Source organism: Agrobacterium sp. CNPSo 3708 (assembly GCF_028674915.1).
GTDB lineage: Bacteria > Pseudomonadota > Alphaproteobacteria > Rhizobiales > Rhizobiaceae > Agrobacterium > Agrobacterium cavarae.
The window spans coordinates 140294-159892 of the sequence record NZ_JAQZSF010000004.1; the positions used below are offsets into that span (position 1 = coordinate 140294).

The window sequence follows — 19599 nt, forward strand, 5'->3', positions numbered from 1 at the left end:
ACCGCCCAGCAATTCTGTGATGCGCTAACGCTCTTTTCGGCGTCTTGGCAAACCGGATTAACCGGCAGGCTTCAACTGCAGATTAGCGATACCGGCGGCCAGGTTGACGCCCGTGCCTGCCTGGGCGCTCAAGGGCTGCAGCGCGAAGTTCTTGGCGTTACCGCCAATCAGGGCATTGGCGCCGAGACCAACTCCAACCGCGGCAGAGGCGGAAGCACCGACATAGTTACCGCTCAGCGCGCCATCGCCGACGCGGGATTCAGCCGTATTGAAGACGATCCAGCTCAAATACTGCTTGCCGGTCACGCCAACGTCGAGGCCAATCTTGCCGATCGTGCCGGTGTAGCGTTCGACGTCGCCCGAGCGCTGACGAAATTCGCAGGACACCGCCTTGCTGGAACCGATCACCAAACCGATGCCTCCTTCGATTTCACAAGACAGGGTGCCGACACGCTCTTTCTGTGCGGTTTCCATCTGCTTGTGGGAGCGCTTTGCTTCGGCATGGGCGACGGGTGCAACGGCAAGAGCGGCAATTGCGGTGGCAAGAACGATCTTCTTCATAGTGGACTCCTGTTGTCGTTGATATAGAGGTTTGGTTTGGTCAGGCGCGGAGGCGCCAGGTATTGAATGGTCGGTTTGATCGAGAGATCGGCGATGATCGGGCGCGAGGCAAAGCACTCCGCGATGAAGACCGCGCATTCGAGTGAGGCAAGCGTTTCCACCTCACCCGTCAGCATGACCCTGCCATTCTCCATGGACACCGTGATACGGCTGCCTTCCTGCCCATCCGCATAGGCGATGATTGCCTGAAGTGCGGCGCAGAGGCTGCAGTCCTGGGGGTTGGCGGCGGGCGCAAGTGCCTCGTCGGAAGAAATCATCATCTCGATCAACTCCTGGCCGAAGGCTTTACTTGAAGGTCTTGCGAACGGTGTCCTTGGACTCGCCGTATTTGCTTTGCACTTCGCCTGCGACCTTTTCGGCGCGGCCTTCAGCCTGCATGTGCGTGTTGCCGGCGATCTTGCCGACGGCTTCCTTGATCGAGCCCTTGACTTGGCGAACTGCGCCTTCGATGCGGTTGTTATCCATTTTAGAACTCCTTCCTTCTCATCATGATGTCGCCGTCATTGGCGCCATGGTGAAAAGATAGAGCGAGGAAAGCGTCCGCATCAGAGAGAAAACTACTAGTCCTACTGGTACAAACTGGCCTTTTTTCAATAAAATCAGCAGGAAAATTCAAACCTTGCGCAGTTTGCGCCCGCTGAAGCCTCGCTCGCGGGCCCAGATGACGGCGGCTGCACGGCGGTTGACGCCGATCTTGCCATAGAGAGAGGCAATGTGATTGCGGATGGTGTGTTTGGAGAGGTTGAGCCTGTCGCTCATCTCCTTGTCGCTGCAACCTTCGCAGATCAACGTCAGAATATCTTCCTCGCGCTCGGTGAGATCGCTGAGCGACGCCATTGATGCCGTTCCCCTCGATGTCTGGCGCAGGCCCGCCAGCCTTTCGACAACGGTGCGGCTGAACCACGACGTATCCGCCATTACGGTTTCGATCGCCTCGATCAACTCGTCCTCGGAGCGGCGACGTTCCGTTACATCCTGAAGCGCCCAGATGACACATTGCTGGTCGTTGATCTCGACGCGTTCAGCAGAGACAACGCATTCAGCGCTGCCACCATCCTTCAGGTTCATCCTGAGTGGCTCTTCGCGGATCGGCACATTGCCCTTCAGGCGGCGTTCCACGTCTCTGCGTGCATTCACGTCATCCCACAGTTTCAACTCGCTCGCTGTCTTGCCGATAACTTCCTGTTCCTTGCGTCCGCACAACTCCAGAAACGCGTCGTTGACTTCGGTAAAGACAAAGTCTTCGAGCCGGGAAATCGCTGTCGGCGCCGGAGAAAGGCGGAAGGACTTGAAGAAGCGCTCCTCGCTTTGGCGCAAAGCATTCTGCGCTTTTCTGCGTCCGTCGAGATCGGCAAAGGTGAAAAGCATGCAGGGCTCTTCGCCAACAGCGATCACCTCGCCAGCAACGATCACCAGTCGGTCACCCTCCGGGATGGGAATCAACGCTTCCCGGTGGCGAATGATGCGTCCGTCCTCAAGCCGATCAAGCGCGTCCTGTCCGGTTTCGCAATTGGAGAAGAGACCAAGCTCTTCAACACTGCGGCCGATGATCTCTTCCCGGGTAAACCCGGTCATCTCCATAAAACCCTGATTGACGCGAATGAAGCGCTTGTCCTCCATGCGGCAGATCAGGCCCGGCGCCGGGTTGGCGTTGAAGGCTCTTTCAAAGCGCTCTTCCGCCTCGTAAAGCGGCGTCTCGTCACGGATGATCAGAACCGTGACATCATCCGGCTTCGCACCAGAATCCTCGATCGTCAAACCCCGGATCGTGTGAACCCACGTCAAGTCGAGGTCAGAGGCCGGCGAGATTTCAACGGTCACATCGTCAACCTCTTCTCCGGCCACCAGCCGCTCCAGGGGATACTGCCCCTCGTCGAGCAGATGATTGTTGCGATAGCGAAGCGTGAAGTTCTTCCGGTAAGCCGCGATGTCCGTGCCGAGCTGCTCGAGCGTCTCGACCCGGTGCATCTCAAGCGCGGATTTGTTCGCCCACGAGATTGTGCCATCCGGCTCCACCAGAATGAGACCGTCACTCAAGCCCGCAATGACGTGCTGCAGAACGAGACGGTTGATCTTCGGGGACTGCTCGATGTCGCTCATGAGGGGCAATCTCTTTCGTTTATGAATGATTTGAAATGGATCGAAGACGATAGTCCGGTGAAACGCGGGCAAGCGCAAACATGTTGCGCAGGGGCGGAAAAAAGCTCAAATGGGCACCCAAGCGATTGCACGACGAACGATCCAAAAGGACGAGCCTTTTCAATGCCGCAGATTTATGTCGATGCCGATGCGTGCCCGGTAAAGCCGGAAATACTCAAAGTCGCAGAACGGCATGATCTCGACGTCACCTTCGTCGCCAATTCAGGGCTGCGACCCTCCCGCGATCCCAAGGTGAAAAACGTCATCGTCTCGAACGGTTTCGACGCGGCTGACGACTGGATTGCGGAGCGTGCCGGCGAAGGGGATATCGTCATCACCGCGGATGTTCCGCTGGCCGGTCGCTGCGTGGCGAATGGCGCCATGGTTACGGGTCCGACCGGCCGCGTTTTCGATCAAGCCAATATCGGCATGGCCACCGCCATGCGTGACCTTGGCGCGCATTTGCGTGAAACGGGTGAGAGCAAGGGCTATAATGCCGCCTTCTCCCCACGTGACCGTTCGCAATTCCTGGAAACCCTTGACCGGCTTTGCCGCCGGATAAAGAAGTAATCGAGCATGGCGATCGCACCCAAGACAAAAGAACAGACAAAGATCAGTCTCTACGCACGTCATCGGCCATTTCTAATTGCTGCCGTCTTAGGGGGCGCAGTGTTGGCAGCAATGCTCATGCTCATACCGAAGCTCGCCATCGAATCTGCCGCCGTTGCGTTTTTTCTGACCTACCTCTTCCTGCTCGCCCTCCGGCTTCCCTATCTGACAGCAGCCCATCTCAAGGCTCATGCCGATCGCGACGATCTTCCAGCGATCGCCATCATCTTCATCACGCTGTTTGCCGTCGTCGTCGCTGTGGTGTCGCTGTTCATGGCGCTCAATCATTCCGGCGAAACCGCGCTGTCTCTGACACTTTCCTTTCTATCGGTCATTCTGGGGTGGCTCACGATCCACACCATGGCCGCGGTCCATTATGCCCACCTGTTCTGGCGCCCATCTGCTGATGGCGGAAAGCGGGAGCCGAAGGGCGGCATGGACTTTCCCGATACCGCCTCGCCCGGTATTTACGAATTCCTCTATTTCTCCGTCGTCATCGGTATGACGGCGCAGACCTCCGACGTTGCCGTCACCACAACGGCCATGCGCAAGGTCACGCTCGTCCACTCGATCGTGTCGTTCTTCTTCAACACTGTGCTGGTAGCAGCGGCGGTCAACGCCGCGGTGTCGCTGGCAGGTTGAAACCGCTTTTATAAAGGATGCAGACCATGAAGGTAATTTCTCAGAACACGGCTTTTGGCGGCATGCAGGGTGTCTATGCGCATGAGTCCGAAACATGCAAATGCGAAATGACCTTCGCCGTTTTCGTGCCGCCAAAGGCGATCAACGAGCCCTGCCCCGTTCTTTGGTACCTTTCCGGACTGACCTGCACCCATGCCAACGTCATGGAAAAGGGTGAGTATCGAAGGCTTGCCGCAGAGCTTGGCCTCATCATCGTCTGCCCGGATACCAGCCCGCGCGGCAATGACGTCGCCGACGAGTTGACGAACTGGCAGATGGGCAAAGGCGCCGGCTTCTACCTCGATGCCACAGAGGCGCCCTGGGCCGAGCATTATCATATGTATAGCTATATCACCGAAGAACTCCCGGCGCTGATCGGTGAGCATTTCCGCGTCGATATGAGCCGACAGGGCATTTTCGGCCACTCGATGGGCGGTCATGGCGCCATGACGATTGCGCTGAAAAATGCGGACCGCTTCAAGAGCTGCTCGGCCTTTGCCCCGATCGTCGCGCCCTCGTCTGCGGACTGGTCGCGCCCGGCTCTCGAAAAATATCTCGGCGAAGATCAAGCCTCTTGGCGTGCCTACGATGCCTGCGCACTGGTGGAAGATGGTGCGCGCTTTCCAGAGTTTCTGATCGACCAGGGAAAAGCAGACAGTTTTCTAGAAAACGGCCTGCGCCCATGGCTGTTCGAAGAGGCCATCAAAGGTACGGATATCGGCCTCACGCTACGCCTTCACGACCGTTACGATCACTCTTACTATTTCATCTCCACCTTCATGGACGATCACCTGAAGTGGCACGCGGAACGTCTGGTCTAAGCCATTAGAATTGCGTCGGTCGTGATCGACATCAAGGCATGATTGAGGGCAAGTTTTCGTTATGCGAGTGATCTTTCTCGCGCCTTGCCCTTATCAAAACAAGAAATCTACCTTAATTAGATAAGCAATACATTGAGTTGATGAGATAATGCCGAAGTCACTTGTTCTGCCTCCCCTCCGGGAGTTTTTCGATAACGCAACAGTTGCCCTGGCGCTTGCCGAAGCGAAAGGAGACAACGCCCTTGTTCTCGTCAATCAGCACTTCAAAACCCTGACCGGCTATGACGACGCCGATGTTCTGGGCAAGAATTGCCGGATGCTACAGCAAGGCGCCAGCGGTGAGCGCGCTTCGAACGAAGAGGCGCGAGCGAAGATTCACTCCTTCCTGTCTCGGCCAACCTCGTCGGTGATACGCACACCAATCGTCAATTTCCGCAAGGATGGCCGCCCGTTCGTCAACTTGCTGTTCATGTCGAAGCTGAGTTCCTCATCCGGCGACGTCCAATACATATTCGCATCGCAATTCGATATCAGCCGGACGAGACCCGACCTGCTCGACAAATACAACACTGATCTGAGCACGACCCTCACGCGTATTCAGCCCATGCTTGAGGGCCATAATGTCATCATCGAAGGCAGCCTGGCAACGATCGCAAGCTCCGCCACCACGATTGCGCAGGCAAAAGTGACCTTGGCCGAGCTTGATAAGAGCGACCAGAGCCAGTCTGGTCGGACCCTGAGGGATTGAGTTTGGACCAACGTGCAGAAGCCCAGGATGTGCCCGTCGTCGGCATCGGATCATCTGCAGGAGGACTGGAGGCTCTTCGCGAGATGTTCAGCTCTGCTGAAGTCCCGACCGGCCTCGCCTTCGTCGTCGTGCAGCATCTCGATCCGCACCATGAAAGCATGCTGGCAGAACTGATCGGCAGGCATACGGCACTTTCCGTGAAACAATGTCAGGGCGGAGAGCGTATCCAGCCGGACACCGTCTTTATCATTCCGCCGGGACACGGTCTGTCCATTTCCAACGGAACGCTCGAGCTGACGAATTTCGCTCAGCCACGCGGATTGCGTCGCCCGATCGACGACTTTTTCGTCTCGCTTGCCAATGACCAGAACGGCAATGCCGCCTGCGTCATTCTGTCCGGCACGGGCGCGGACGGTTCCACAGGTCTTCGCGCCGTCAAGGAAAATGGCGGCCTGTGCGTCGCCCAGGAGCCGGAAACGGCAAAATATGACGGCATGCCGCTCGCTGCCGCTGGCACCGGCCTCGTGGATTTCATCCAGCCGCCCGACAAGATTCTTGCCTGCATCGCCGGCTTCTTCTTCCGGCGCACCAAGGTGCTTGCCGATGAGCAGCCTTCGCTGGTCGAGGATCATATAGACGAGCTGTGCAAGACGCTGAGAAGCTCAGTCGGGCACGATTTTTCCGGCTACAAGAAGACCACCTTCGTTCGCCGCATCGAACGCAGAATGCACGTTCTCGGCATCGAACGCGCGAGGGAATATCTGCACCGGCTGCAGCGCGATCAGGATGAATGCGAAGCGCTGTTTCGCGATCTGCTGATCAACGTCACGCGATTTTTCCGAGACCGGGAGTTTTTCGACGTTCTGCGCGATCGGGCGATCCGGCCCCTCCTCCAAAGCCAGGAAGCGCGCGACGGAGGCGTGCGCGTCTGGGTGCCCGGCTGTTCGAGTGGCGAAGAGGCCTATTCCATCGCCATGCTGTTTGCCGAAGCAGCCCGCGAGTTACAGATTCTATGCGATGTCCAAATCTTCGCGACCGATATCGATGAGAGCATGCTGCAGATCGCCCGGTCGGGCTCCTACCCGAATGCCGCACTGGCCGACATTCCAGCCGCGCTGCACGAACGCTACATTATTCCGCACAAGGACCGCTTCAACTTCGTCGGCCAGATCCGGGACATGATCCGTTTCTCCGGCCACAGCCTTGTGAAGGATCCGCCCTTTTCGAAGATCGACCTGATCTCCTGCCGCAACCTGCTCATTTATTTTGATGACAAGCTGCAGAAGACGATCATGCCGCTCTTCCACTATGCGTTGCGACCGGGCGGGTTTCTCTTCCTTGGTCCCTCCGAAAGCGTTGGTCGGTTCGAGACGGTTTTCGCCAGCATCGACCAGAAGGCGCGGCTTTTCGAAAGACTGCCGGGTCTTCCGACTTATCCCATTCCGCTTCCCGGAGGACGCCAGGATCAGGGTCGCCGACCGGGCGGCTCCGATGTTCAGCATGACGCAGCCAGAAGCGACGACGAAACCGTCGTGTCGCGTCTGCTTGAAAGATACGTGCCTGCCAGCATGCTTCTGGACCAGGAAGGTCAGATCATGGCAGCCTTCGGCAAGCTGAGCCGCTTTTTCGATTTTCCGGTGTCCCGCTCCAACGAGACCAGCGCTGCCTCGCTTGCCCGTCCCGGAGTCAAGGAGCAGATCGGACCTCTGCTGCGTCAAGCCCATTCAGCGAAGAAGCGTGTCATATCCAGCAAGGTCGAGGTCATCACAGAATTTGGCTCGCTGACGACAGACATCATCTGCGATCCGGTGGACGACGACAGGTTCCTCCTGGTGTTTCAGGATGCCGGGCAGTTCACGCCGCTGGAGGAAAGCGACCTTATCAGCCTTGAACCAAGCAACGGGCATGTCGAAGCCCTCGAGCGCGAATTGCGCTCGGCCAAGCACCGCCTTCGCTCCGCGACCGAAGAGCTTGAGACAGCGAATGAGGAGCTGAAGAGCTCCAACGAAGAAATGATGTCGATGAACGAAGAGCTTCAGTCGACGAACGAAGAGCTCACCACGGTCAATGACGAGCTGAAAAACAAGATCGAGCAGCTGACGATCGCCAATACCGATCTTCGCAACTTCTTCGATTCCACCAACCTCGCCATCATCGTTTTGGACCGAAACCTGCGTGTGCGGTCCTTCACCCGCGCGGCAACGGAGATCTTCCCGCTGCAGGCATCTGATCGCGGTCGGCCGATTTCGGATGTCACCACGCGCCTCTTGACCCGGGACTATCTCGATCATGTCCGTCATGTCATGGACGAAGGCGTGGATTACCAGGATACCGTCTGGCACGAAGAAACGCGAAAGACATTTACGCTCAGAATCCTGCCCTACAAAACCACGGATGGCACTATCACCGGCGCAACCATTGTCATGACCGACATCTCGCATGCGGTGAGCGTCGAAACCCAGTTGCAGCGAGAGCAGAACCGGCATGAGCTTGCCGTCGAAGCGGCAGGAATCGGCGTGTGGGAGTATCTGCCGGAACGGCAGGAGTTTCTTCTCGGTGGGTCCACAAGGGAGTTGCTGCAAGCACAGAGCGACCACCTCAGCAAGCAAGATTTCCTTGCGAAAATCCGCCAAGATGATCGGATCCAGGTGCTCGAAGCCCTCCAGCAGGCCGAGAAGGACCATGGCGGTTTCGACCTGACGACCGAACTTGCCTCCGCGCAAGGGTCTCGCTGGATCAAGGTGTTCGGACGTTACGTTGGCGATACGGATTCCCCGCGGATCATCGGTGTCACCGTCGATGTGACGGCCGAGTATCGGCTTGCCGAAACGCGCGAGTTGATGCTGAACGAGATGAACCACCGGGTGAAGAACCTCTTCGCCATGATCGGCGGCATCCTGCGCATGGCAGCACGCAAGCATGACACGGTGCAGAGCCTGGTTGCAGATGTCGAAGGCCGCATTCTGGCGCTGGGCAACGCCCATTCGCTTGCATCGAACCAGAAGCGCACTGGTCCGGTCGAGATTGCCGAACTGGTCAAGACAATCCTTGCACCCTACGAGCAGAAGGGCGGCATAAAAATCTCGCAAGGGTCCCTACCCATTCCTGCAAAATGCATCACACCGCTGACCCTCATCCTGCATGAATGGTCGACGAACGCGCTGAAATACGGAGCCCTTGGCCAGAGCCAGGGCAAGCTGAATGTGAGCTGGAACGAAGATAACGAAAATATTTATCTGCTATGGAACGAAACAATAGGAAAGCCCGTTGTAGCATTCGGGGAAAAAGGATTTGGGACTCTTCTGCTGTCAAGCGCCGCACGGCAATTGGGTGGCGCTATTGACACCAAGCTCGAAGGCTCCGAACTCCACCATATTCTGACTCTGCCACGCTCGGTATTAAATGACACGCAAATCGGTACTCATCGTTGAAGACGAAATCTTCGTTGCTCTTGACCTCCAAATGACCTTTGAAGAGGCTGGATGGGACGTCGCAGGGCCTTTTGCAAGCATCGAGCAATCATCGCTCTATCTCAAGGATCACACGCCAACCTGCGCAGTCCTCGATGTGCGCCTGATCGATGGCGAAGTGTTCCCAGTCGCAGACGTCTTGTCCGAACGCAACATTCCTTTCGTTTTCCATTCCGGCCATGCTGATGGCCGGCAATTGGCGCAACGTTACGAGGCTTCTGCTTTTTGCCAGAAACCATGCCTGCCTGGAAAACTGTTGAACGAGTTGGAAAAACTGTCGGACCGCGCTGATTCAAAGAGTTCTGAGGAAGTTCGAGCGAGCGCGTAAACCGTTCCCCTCCTGTCAGATCGACGCAAAAAAGCCGGCGTTTCAGCCGGCTTTTTCGTTGATAAACTCAAGGATTGTCGCGATCTTTCAGATTTGCTTCCTGCGCTTAGCTCTTCGCTTTATCGCAGGTCATTATCAAAAACCGCAGCACAGTTTTGCGTGGACCATGCTTCAGGTCACTGGCAGACCCGGAAACTCTCCATATGCCAACCACCATCATAAGAGTTCGGCACCCGGCGATCTTCCAACCAGCAGCGGGGTGGCGGTGGTGGCGGAGGCTCGACGTAGCGCGGACCGCTGTCATTGGCGATAGCGCCGCTGATGATGCCACCGAGAAGACCGGCTGCAATGCCGCCGGCAATGACGGCGCCCGTGTCGTTATGGCGATGCCTGCGTGGAGGGTCGCGATATGGCGGAGGCGGAGGGCCGCGGCGTTCGTAGCGATAAGGCCCGTCGTAATATTGCGCGGAAGCCGTCTGAACGCTGGCGAACAGAGTGCCAGTCGTCAGCACGGCGGCAAGGATCGAAAGCATAACTTTCTTCATGGCAGAAATCTCCAGGTGAACTGGCACAGAAGCTTGCCAGTCAACGCAGGATCAATCTGCCATAGAAGCTCTGAACACGCGATGAATGCTGAAGCCCATCGCAAGACCTCGACCGACGCCGACAAAACATGCCCCGTCAATTCTTTTGAGGCAGCGTACCGATCTCCAGCGCATTGACCTTTCGCAGCGACTGCCGCCGCGCTAATCCAGTCATCGTTCCTCTTATTTCAGAGGAGCTCCCAAGTCCTGAGAGCCAATCAGGTAACACCTCGCCCCGCCTAGAAGGTGGGGCTTTTTTCTTCGCTGCTTCAAGCGAGGCGCCTGCCCGGATGGAAGCGCGCCATATTCTATGCGACGTGATCGTTTGAATGAAAATCTGTTTTCCATCGCAACTTTTCTGGCGGCCCTCCGTTATTTGGCTGAGACTCCCAGTCTCTAGTTCCCCTCTCGACTGACAACCCGCCTCGCGCGGGTTTCTTTTTGGGAAATAGGTCGCGCTTACTGACATTTTTTGGGCAAGCGTACCGATGAGCCGCGATATGACCTCGCAGGCGCCCTCTTTCAGCGTTAGCTTTCCACCATCGCTCCCGGGCATTGCCCAACTTTCCCCGAGCGAACAACCTGCCCCGCCAATTTGCGGGGCTTTTTTGTGCCCTTATTAGGGTGACGGTGAGACAACTCGCCAGTTTTGGTCCGGCGAGGAACGCTCGCGACGGGACTCCTCGCCAAGGAGCTGGTCCAGCAGTTCGACAATGGCCGTCGGCATGTTGACGATCAACTCATCAACCATCTGGGTGAACCAATGATACCAATAGATGGCAAGCAGCGTCAGGACGAGCAGTAGAAGCCATGGCCAGAGCGGCTTGCGCGGCGGCTCCCTTTTCTCAGTCTGCGCGTCGAGACTCACATCGAACTCCTTGGGCAACGTCCTCTAGAAAGATGAAGATCAACTCAGGCCCTCCTGTTGCGAGGCTCGCCTCCGGGCGCGTAAGCTGTCTTCTGCTGAAAGCGAAAAATATTGCCGCACTGAGCACAACGGATCATGTAATCCGCCGGGTTCGTCGAAGGACGCTCCGCTCTGAAACCACGTGGCATTTCATCAATACGAAAATCCACGTGAGCAGAATCTTTTTCATCTATCTCAGACGCTTCGGCAAATCCGCTATGCCCGCAGCGCGAGCATTCGAGTTTCCGGGAGTATCGATCGCGAGAGGCCATTCTTCGTCCTTTGATTTCAGCATCAGGTAGCAGCGGCACGCGGGCGATTCAATAGTGACTCACACACCTGACATTTTCCTTGGCGCTCGAGAGCGATCGCACGTGGCGCTAAGATTCTGAAAAGATTCACTCTGTTCGAAAAAGGCGAATGCCGGAAATGCCGCATTTTATGGTTCGCGAATACGATTCATAAACCACTTGGTAACGTCATTCACCTAAATTTCGAAACGTGAAATTGTCTGGCGGGGCGTGTCGGACGGATCTGTGGCATGCGATTGAAGAGTTCAACAGTGTTGAAAAAACTATCTGAGGCGCTTGGTCGCGCAGTAGGCGCGACCTCTTTTGTGAAGGCTCTGCTGTTCGCAGCAGCCGTGGCGACAACCACCGTTTCCGCTACGCAAGTGGCGAAGGCGGACCCGAAATATGCTGGCATCGTCATCGATGCCAAAACGGGTAAGGTGCTCTACGGTGAAGATCCTGATGGTCTGCGCTATCCCGCTTCGTTGACGAAGATGATGACGCTTTACCTCACTTTCGAAGCGTTGAGCGCTGGGCGCATCACCCTTGACTCCAAGGTTCCAGTTTCGGCAAACGCCGCCAAGGAACCTCCGTCCAAGCTTGGCGTGCGCGCCGGTGGTTCGGTCACCGTCGAACAGGCCATTCTCGCCCTCGTCACCCGTTCCGCCAACGATATGGCAACGGCGCTCGGTGAGCATCTTGGCGGCTCGGAAGAGCGTTTCGCACGGATGATGACGGCAAAGGCTCGTGCGCTTGGCATGACACGCACCACCTATCGCAATGCCAACGGCCTTCCCAATACCGCGCAGATGACGACGGCGCGCGATCAGGCTCGTCTTGGTGTCGCGCTACGCCAGCACTTCCCGCAATATTATGGGTACTTCAATACCCGCACCTTCACCTTCGGTAAGCAGGTGATCGGCAACCACAATCGTCTCGTCGGTACGGTTCGCGGCGTTGACGGCATCAAGACCGGTTACACCCGTGCGGCCGGTAGCAACCTTGCAACATCAGCGCAGCTCGATGGCCGCTCTATCGTTGCTGTTGTCCTCGGTGGTCGTTCAAGCGCCGCCCGTGACGCCACCATGCGCAAGCTGGTTGCGGAATATCTGCCGAAAGCCTCGCGTGGCGGAAACAGCAACCTGATTGCTGCAACGCCTTCGGCTCCGATCGAAGAACCCGTCGCTGTCGTGGCCGCTACCACACCCACCTCCGGTCTTCCGAATGCTGGTCCTGTTCCGCAGCAGCGTTACGGCGACGAGGCCCCGGTCTCCGCATTCGCGCCGGCGCAGGCCAATGCAGCTGTTGCTGCCATGGATGTCGCAACACGTCCTCGCGCTCCGGTAAAGCCTATTCCTCCCGTCAGCATGAAGCCGGATCGTTCCGTGGTGACCAACTCCACGAAGGTCGACAACATCGTGACAGCCTCCACATCGCCGTCCAGCGCAGCCGCACCGTCTGCCGGCGCAGGTTGGGTGATCCAGATCGGCGCATCTCCAGACGAGAATTCCGCGCGCAACCTGCTTCAGGCTGCGCAGGATAAGGGCGGCAATGCACTGCGTACCGCCAAGCCATTTACGGTCGCCTTCACCAAAGACGGCGCCCAGATGTACCGCGCCCGTTTCGGCGGCTTCAACGGTCAGAATGATGCAGTCAATGCATGCAATGCTCTGAAGAAGAAAGGTGTCAGCTGCTGGGCTTCGCTCCAGTAGGCCAACAGACTGTTCCAGGACAGGCCGTGGTGTTTTGTAAAACACGGCCTGCCCACTCCTCGAATTGTATTGAGTAACGAGGCTTTACAGATGGCAATCAATGAAAACTACTTGGACATCGCCCCCAAAGGCAGAAGCCAGTCGGCGTCGGTGCTTCATCCAATCCACGAAGCAGCAATGAAAATTGCCGATATTGGGCTCAACAGATCTCGGCATAAGACCCGCGACCTGGTCAATCTCCTGCTTTGCCATGGCGCACGTGCCTGGCGCAGCAACCAGCCTGAGGCGAAGATCCATCTCCATATCGATGGACCATCCGGCCGGGCGCCTGTGCATCTCCGTCTTCGTTGAGAAACGGCGGCTCAAAAAGAAACCCTGCGAAACCTTCGTTTCGCAGGGTTTTTTCATTTCCGGGTTCGATCCTAGAGCGACCGTTTGAAAAAGGATGTGGCGGCTGGCGCCACACCCCACAGCTTACTCGGCAGAACCGTCCGTGTCGGGCGCGGGAGCCGCGTCGCCACTGGTCAGATCCTCAGCGCCTTCGATCAACGCCTCGACCTCTTCTTCGCCTTCCGGCTCGTTGATGCGCTCGACGGAGACAACCTTCTCATCCTTGGCGGTGGAGAAGATGGTGACGCCCTTGGTCGCGCGGCTGGCGATACGGATACCGTTGACGGGCACGCGGATCAGCTGACCACCATCGGATACCAGCATGATCTGGTCGGTATCTTCGACCGGGAAGGCCGCAACAAGTGCACCGATTTCCGTGGTCTTCGACGTGTCGGTGGCGCGGATACCCTTGCCCCCACGTCCCGAAGTGCGGAAATCGTAGGACGACGAACGCTTGCCGTAACCCTTCTCGGAGACAGTCAGAACGAACTGCTCGCGGCTCTTGAGTTCCTGATAGCGGGCTTCGCTCAGTTCGCCCTCTTCCGTTACCTCTTCACCCACAAGGGCGATGTCTTCTTCATCGACACCGGCGGCACGGCGCTCTGCTGCGGAGCGCTTCAGATAGGCTGCGCGCTCCCAAGGCTCGGCGTCGCTGCTTCCGACAATCGTCATCGAAATGATCCGGTCGCCCTCACCCATATTGATGCCACGCACGCCGACGGAGTTGCGGCCTGCAAAGACGCGCACGTCGTCGACCGGGAAGCGGATGCACTGGCCAAGCGCTGTTGTCAGCAGCACGTCGTCACGATCGGTACAGGTCTCGACGGAGAGGATTTCATCGCCCTCCTCGTCCAGCTTCATCGCGATCTTGCCGTTGCGGTTGACCTGAACGAAGTCGGAAAGCTTGTTGCGACGAACCGTTCCACGTGTGGTGGAGAACATCACGTCGAGCTTTTCCCACGTCGTCTCGTCTTCGGGCAGCGGCATGATCGTGGTGATACGCTCACCGGCTTCCAGCGGCAGCATGTTGATCAGCGCCTTGCCCTTGGACTGCGGCGTTCCGATCGGCAGACGCCAGACCTTCTCCTTGTAGACGATGCCACGCGAGGAGAAGAACAGAACCGGCGTGTGGGTATTGGCAACGAAGAGACGATTGACGAAGTCCTCGTCACGCGTTGCCATGCCGGAGCGACCCTTGCCACCGCGACGCTGCGCCTTGTAGGTCGTCAACGGCACGCGCTTGATGTAGCCCAGATGCGACACGGTCACGACCATGTCTTCGCGGGCGATGAGGTCCTCATCATCCATGTCCGGGCCGCCCTCAATGATCTCCGAGCGGCGCGGCGTGCCGAATTCCTCACGGATGGCCGCAAGCTCGTCCTTGACGATCTGCTGGATGCGGATGCGCGAGGACAGGATATCGAGATATTCGCTGATTTCGGCACCGATCTTGTTCAGCTCGTCACCGATTTCATCGCGTCCGAGAGCAGTCAGGCGTGCCAGACGCAGTTCAAGGATGGCGCGGGCCTGCTCTTCCGACAGATTATAGGTGCCATCCTCGTTGATGCGGTGACGCGGATCGTCGATCAGCAGGATCAGGCTTTCCACTTCGGTCGCAGGCCAACGACGCGTCATCAGCTCTTCACGGGCAGAGGCCGGGTCCGGCGCCTGACGGATAACGCGAATGACTTCATCGATGTTGGCGACGGCGATGGCAAGACCCACCAACACATGGGCACGATCGCGTGCCTTGCGAAGCAGGTACTTGGTGCGGCGGCTGACGACATCTTCACGGAAGGAGACGAAGGCGCGCAGCATGTCGAGCAGCGTCATCTGCTCCGGCTTACCGCCGTTCAGCGCCACCATGTTGCAGCCAAACGAGGTCTGCAGCGGCGTATAGCGATAAAGCTGGTTGAGGATCACTTCCGCATTGGCATCCCGCTTCAGCTCAACGACGACGCGGTAGCCCTGACGGTCGGATTCGTCACGCAGGTCGGAAATGCCTTCGATGCGCTTTTCCTTGACGAGCTCGGCCATCTTCTCGATCATCGAGGCCTTGTTCACCTGGAAGGGAACTTCGGTGATGATGATCTGCTCGCGGTCGCCACGCATCGGCTCGATAGTGGCGCGCCCGCGCATGATGACGGAGCCACGACCGGTCTCGTAAGCCGAGCGAATGCCGGAGCGGCCCATGATGAATGCGCCGGTCGGGAAGTCCGGACCTGGAATGATCTGCATCAGTTCCGGCAGCTCGATTTCCGGCCTGTCGATCAGCGCGATGCAGCCCTCGATCACCTCGGAAAGGTTATGTGGCGGAATGTTCGTCGCCATGCCGACAGCAATGCCGCCTGCCCCGTTGACCAGAAGGTTCGGGAACTTCGCAGGCACCACGACCGGCTCATGCAAGGTGCCGTCATAGTTCTCGCGGAAATCGACGGTTTCCTTGTCCAGATCGTCGAGCAGGGAATGCGCGGCCTTCTGCAGGCGGCATTCGGTGTAGCGTTCGGCTGCCGGCGGATCGCCATCGATCGAGCCGAAGTTACCCTGACCGTCGATCAGCGGCAGGCGCAAGGACCAATCCTGCGCCATACGGGCCAAGGCATCATAAATCGCAGCGTTACCGTGCGGATGGTATTTACCCATCACGTCACCGGTGACACGGGCGCATTTGACGTATTTTTTATTCCAGTCGATGCCGAGTTCGGACATGCCATAAAGAATACGGCGATGAACTGGCTTCAACCCGTCACGGACATCCGGCAGCGCGCGCGAAACGATAACGCTCATGGCGTAATCGAGATACGACCGCTGCATTTCCTCCATGATGGAAATTGGTTCAATGCCTGGCGGAAGCTTTCCGCCGCCTGGGGGGCTCTGGTCAGTCAAAACGGATCACATTCTCTGTTAAGAATCGGATGGATTTTTATAGCGGAAACGGCGTCCGCACGCCAATTTCTGCGCCGGTTTTGAACAGTCTTTTACGTCATTTACAAGACGATACACAGTTTTCTGCAGGCGTCAGGGCAAAAGCCGGAGCACGGGGTTCCAATAGCGCTGCCTCTTGCCTAACATCATCGCTAAACAGGTCGCCAGATACCTGTGAACGCCACCAACGGGGGCGGCATAAGAGCGGGGGACGGCATGGCAAGCGCAGAAATCTTTATCAATGCCCTGACGACGATGCTCGTCACGCTCGACCCTCCTGGACTGGCGCCGGTCTTTCTGGCGCTGACCATCGGCATGACCCGCGCTCAGCGCGGCCAGGTCGCCTTGCGCGGCTCGCTGATCGGTTTTGGCATTCTCGCGATGTTTGCGCTTTTCGGCGCGTCGATCCTCGAACTGCTCGGCATATCGCTTGGCGCGTTCCGGATATCCGGTGGCCTTCTGCTTTTCTGGATTTCCTTCGAGATGATTTTCGAGAAGCGTCAGGAGCGCAAGGAGAAGACGTCCGAAGTCGCGGTCACCCAGGATCACATCCAGAACATCGCCGTGTTTCCATTGGCATTGCCTCTCGTCGCCGGGCCAGGCGCGATTTCTGCGACTGTGCTGATCTCCGGCACGATGGAGACGGGCTTCGATAAAGCCCTCTTCATATTGCTGCTCGCCTTCAGCATGCTGATCGTCTTCGCAGCACTGCTTGCAGCCGATCGGCTGGACCGCTTCCTCGGCAATACCGGCCGCGCCATTCTCACACGCCTGCTTGGCGTGCTGCTCGCAGCGCTCTCCGTGCAGTTCGTGGTCGACGGAATAAAGTCTGTCATGAACATGTGAGTCCTGAACACATCGACCCATGACAGGATTTTTCAGTCCCGCATAGAAGCCGCCTCTAAAGGACATCTGTATTTGGAAAGACTATGAAAAACCTGTTGCGGTTCGTCGTGCCAGAGGCAACGCCCGTCAGCTACAAGGAGCGCTTACGCGCAGCCGCAGGCGCATGGATCGGCATTCTGGTCACAGGCCTGGTCGGATACATCGCCATCGGCGCGGGTCTGGCACCGCCCGCCCTGATCGCACCCATGGGCGCCTCAGCCGTCTTGCTCTTCGCCGTTCCCTCCAGCCCACTTGCGCAGCCTTGGTCGATCCTTGGCGGAAACACCGTTGCCGCAGTGATCGGCGTCACCATCGGCCTTCTCGTGCCACAGCCTTTCCTTGCTGGCGCTTTGGCAATTGCCGTTTCGATCGCTGCGATGATCACCCTGCGATGCCTCCACCCGCCGAGCGGGGCCGTCGCGCTTACCGCCGTTCTGGGTGGTCCAGCGATCCACGACCTCGGCTATGGGTTCGTTGTCTGGCCAGTGCTGGGCAACTCGGTGGCGCTCCTGGCGCTTGCGGTGGTCTATAACAATTTCACTGGGCGGCCCTACCCCCACGCCATCCGTCCGCAAGCAGCAGGTCATGGAACGAAGGATCCAGCGCCCGTCGAGCGAATTGGCTTTTCCTCTGCCGACCTGGATGACGTGCTGAAGGAATTTGACCAGGTTCTCGACATCGACCGTGACGATCTCGAAACGATTCTGCGCCGCACTGAACTCCGCTCCTATCGTCGGCGCGCCACCCATCTCGACTGCGCCAATATCATGTCGCGCGACGTCATCGGTGTAGCGCCGGACGATTCGCTGAAGAACGCCTATAGCCTGATGCGCAACCACCATATCAAAGCGTTGCCGGTGACGAATGATGTGGCGGAAGTCGTGGGCATCGTCACGCAGACGGACTTTCTCGACAAGGCCACGTGGACCCATGGCCGTCCGCGCATCGGCTTCCTCCAAAGGCTGCGTCTGATTGCAACAGGCAAACAGGCACCCAACGATACGGTCAAGGATATCATGACGTCTCCGGTACAGACGATCTCGCCGACGACGGCAATCGAGGATGCCATCATTATCTTCGCCGAGCAGGGTCTGCACTACTTACCGGTCGTAGATGCCAATCAGAAGCTGACGGGGATTATTTCGCAATCGGATGTGCTGGTGGGAATGCTGGCCGACAAGGTAGCGTCGGAACAGTGATACCGGTGCCTCTGACACAATTCGTTGACAGGGTCAGCTGCTGGTACCCGTCTTGCGGCACGGCCAGTTCCAGTCGCGGCTCTCACCAATGTCCATATGAACCGATTCCGTGTGGCAGTAGGTGCCGACGCCGCCTCTTCCGGGCAGAGATCGCAGATAGTCTGCAAGATCCCACTTGGACACACCCTTGATCTGTATGTCCACGGCCTCACAGGTGAAGTGCTTGGAGCCATGCGTCACGCCCTTTGGCGGGCGGTAGCCGGAGGTGATGATTGCTGGCTTGCGATAATGGGATTCGAGCTCCTTGATGCGATGCACCAACTCAGGCTTCAGGCAGCCCACATTCACCTGGTTCGTCTGCAAGACGAGCCCATTAGGCGCGATGCGCGTCAATCCTGGCATGGACACGAGTTTCATCAAGCCCGTCGGTTTATCGTCCTCGTCGTCCAGATGACTTTCATCAAAAGACTGGGCCGCCTTGCCGAGGGAGGCCACACCGGGTTGCGCCATGCCACCCAGAGCCGTTGCAGCATCCTGTCCGGTCGCCCCGCGCTTTTTGGGAACGCCGGCAAACAAGGCTGCGGCCATCGGGATGTTCTGCGGACCCTGCGACGGCTCTTCGTTGGTTGATGCCTTGCCACTCGCAAGCGCGGTCGTGGGCGCAGGACTGGAAGCGCCTGGCACCGCGTTGGACGATTGATCTTGGGAGGGCTGGGGCGTGGGTTCCGCAGGCGCGTGGCCTTGGGTAGAATAGACACTCTTCAACGCGGGCACGATCCGTCGCGTTGGAGCATAGGCCGGAACGCTGTCCATATCCGCTTGGCCAGTCGACGTCGTGCCGCTGGAGAAAATGCTGTGAGATCCGGCGGCAACTCCGGTCGCCTGCATGGCATAGCCGCCATTCGGCTGGTCCGCACCATTCCCGGCTGCCGGCACTTGCGGGGCCTGTGGCGCCCCGCTTGGCATGGTGTTGGCTGCCGACTTGCCGTTGGCCGCCGACACCATTCTCGGGTCGACGTAGCCCGGCTGAGTGGGTTTCACGCCATTAGGCGCCGAGGCCTGGGTTTCCCTATCGGCGCCCTCTCCATCCGAAAGCGCTGCGGGATCAAGAACGGCTGCCACATCCTTGCCCTCAGGCTTTGCTGAAACGCAGCCAGAAAGCATCAGGAGCGCCAAAACGATTGATGACGCGGCCGCTGCTGCGTCGCGCGATCGTCGTCGCTGCTGACCCATCTCCATCTTCAAAAGGAAAAACCTCCGCGTCTTGCGCTTCGACTGCACCAGGAACCG

General features: G+C 58.1%; 19 protein-coding genes. 10 read left to right on the forward strand and 9 right to left on the reverse strand.

Going from position 1 to position 19599, the window contains the following annotated elements:
• Positions 1-57: 57 nt before the first annotated feature.
• From PVA19_RS10665 to PVA19_RS10680, 4 genes are all read right to left on the reverse strand, one after another.
• A complete protein-coding gene (locus PVA19_RS10665; protein ID WP_153311461.1) occupies positions 58-561 on the reverse strand; it encodes a DUF992 domain-containing protein in 504 nt (167 codons plus the stop codon).
• Positions 558-881, reverse strand: a complete 324-nt coding sequence (locus tag PVA19_RS10670) for a BON domain-containing protein (protein WP_062427538.1) — start codon at positions 879-881, stop codon at positions 558-560. The genes PVA19_RS10665 and PVA19_RS10670 overlap by 4 nt, the downstream gene beginning before the upstream one ends.
• Before the next feature lie 25 nt (positions 882-906).
• A complete protein-coding gene (locus tag PVA19_RS10675) occupies positions 907-1086 on the reverse strand; it encodes a CsbD family protein (protein WP_062427339.1) in 180 nt (59 codons plus the stop codon).
• 147 nt (positions 1087-1233) lie between these two features.
• Positions 1234-2721: a helix-turn-helix transcriptional regulator gene (locus tag PVA19_RS10680; protein ID WP_274102403.1), complete on the reverse strand. Its 1488-nt coding sequence runs from the start codon at positions 2719-2721 to the stop codon at positions 1234-1236.
• Between the two features lie 162 nt (positions 2722-2883).
• On the opposite strand from PVA19_RS10680, the gene PVA19_RS10685 reads away from it, so the two are divergent.
• The 6 genes from PVA19_RS10685 to PVA19_RS10710 all read left to right on the forward strand — a co-directional run bounded on the left by PVA19_RS10685 (position 2884) and on the right by PVA19_RS10710 (position 9417).
• On the forward strand, positions 2884-3330 hold the full coding sequence (locus tag PVA19_RS10685; RefSeq protein WP_062427341.1) for a YaiI/YqxD family protein: 447 nt from the start codon (positions 2884-2886) through the stop codon (positions 3328-3330).
• A 6-nt stretch (positions 3331-3336) separates the two neighbouring features.
• Positions 3337-4011, forward strand: coding sequence for a DUF1345 domain-containing protein (locus PVA19_RS10690; RefSeq protein ID WP_111850739.1), 675 nt, complete (start codon positions 3337-3339; stop codon positions 4009-4011).
• A 26-nt stretch (positions 4012-4037) separates the two neighbouring features.
• Positions 4038-4871 (forward strand): S-formylglutathione hydrolase, encoded by an 834-nt coding sequence (gene fghA / locus PVA19_RS10695; RefSeq protein ID WP_274102404.1) that lies wholly within the window; start codon positions 4038-4040, stop codon positions 4869-4871.
• Between the two features lie 148 nt (positions 4872-5019).
• Complete coding sequence (locus PVA19_RS10700) at positions 5020-5619, forward strand: PAS domain-containing protein (protein WP_274102405.1); 600 nt, start codon at positions 5020-5022, stop codon at positions 5617-5619.
• A gap of 2 nt (positions 5620-5621) precedes the next feature.
• A complete protein-coding gene (locus PVA19_RS10705; RefSeq protein ID WP_274102406.1) occupies positions 5622-9050 on the forward strand; it encodes a CheR family methyltransferase in 3429 nt (1142 codons plus the stop codon).
• Positions 9022-9417, forward strand: coding sequence for a response regulator (locus tag PVA19_RS10710; protein ID WP_062427345.1), 396 nt, complete (start codon positions 9022-9024; stop codon positions 9415-9417). Before PVA19_RS10705 ends, PVA19_RS10710 begins: the two co-directional genes overlap by 29 nt.
• Before the next feature lie 176 nt (positions 9418-9593).
• Here the strand turns inward: PVA19_RS10710 and PVA19_RS10715 are convergent, their stop codons facing one another.
• From PVA19_RS10715 to PVA19_RS10725, 3 genes are all read right to left on the reverse strand, one after another.
• Positions 9594-9962, reverse strand: a complete 369-nt coding sequence (locus tag PVA19_RS10715) for a hypothetical protein (protein ID WP_062427346.1) — start codon at positions 9960-9962, stop codon at positions 9594-9596.
• A 658-nt stretch (positions 9963-10620) separates the two neighbouring features.
• The gene (locus PVA19_RS10720; protein WP_162744256.1) at positions 10621-10869 is read right to left on the reverse strand and encodes a hypothetical protein; all 249 of its coding nucleotides are present in this window, start codon (positions 10867-10869) and stop codon (positions 10621-10623) included.
• A 44-nt stretch (positions 10870-10913) separates the two neighbouring features.
• A complete protein-coding gene (locus PVA19_RS10725) occupies positions 10914-11180 on the reverse strand; it encodes a hypothetical protein (RefSeq protein ID WP_082546508.1) in 267 nt (88 codons plus the stop codon).
• A gap of 269 nt (positions 11181-11449) precedes the next feature.
• On the opposite strand from PVA19_RS10725, the gene PVA19_RS10730 reads away from it, so the two are divergent.
• Both PVA19_RS10730 and PVA19_RS10735 read left to right on the forward strand, forming a co-directional pair.
• A complete protein-coding gene (locus tag PVA19_RS10730; protein ID WP_113265775.1) occupies positions 11450-12910 on the forward strand; it encodes a D-alanyl-D-alanine carboxypeptidase in 1461 nt (486 codons plus the stop codon).
• Between the two features lie 90 nt (positions 12911-13000).
• Entirely contained in the window at positions 13001-13261 is a 261-nt protein-coding gene (locus PVA19_RS10735; RefSeq protein ID WP_062427349.1) for a hypothetical protein, read from the forward strand.
• Positions 13262-13384: 123 nt separating this feature from the next.
• Here the strand turns inward: PVA19_RS10735 and gyrA are convergent, their stop codons facing one another.
• Positions 13385-16186 carry a DNA gyrase subunit A gene (gyrA, locus tag PVA19_RS10740; RefSeq protein WP_274102407.1) on the reverse strand — a complete coding sequence of 934 codons (2802 nt, stop codon included), beginning with the start codon at positions 16184-16186 and terminating at the stop codon, positions 13385-13387.
• A gap of 255 nt (positions 16187-16441) precedes the next feature.
• Here gyrA and PVA19_RS10745 point away from each other — a divergent pair, with 255 nt between their 5' ends.
• Positions 16442-17071: a MarC family protein gene (locus PVA19_RS10745; protein WP_062427351.1), complete on the forward strand. Its 630-nt coding sequence runs from the start codon at positions 16442-16444 to the stop codon at positions 17069-17071.
• An 83-nt stretch (positions 17072-17154) separates the two neighbouring features.
• Complete coding sequence (locus PVA19_RS10750; protein ID WP_274102408.1) at positions 17155-18309, forward strand: HPP family protein; 1155 nt, start codon at positions 17155-17157, stop codon at positions 18307-18309.
• A 33-nt stretch (positions 18310-18342) separates the two neighbouring features.
• On the opposite strand, the gene PVA19_RS10755 is transcribed toward PVA19_RS10750, so the two are convergent.
• Positions 18343-19473 carry a D-Ala-D-Ala carboxypeptidase family metallohydrolase gene (locus PVA19_RS10755; RefSeq protein ID WP_274102410.1) on the reverse strand — a complete coding sequence of 377 codons (1131 nt, stop codon included), beginning with the start codon at positions 19471-19473 and terminating at the stop codon, positions 18343-18345.
• Positions 19474-19599 lie beyond the last annotated feature (126 nt).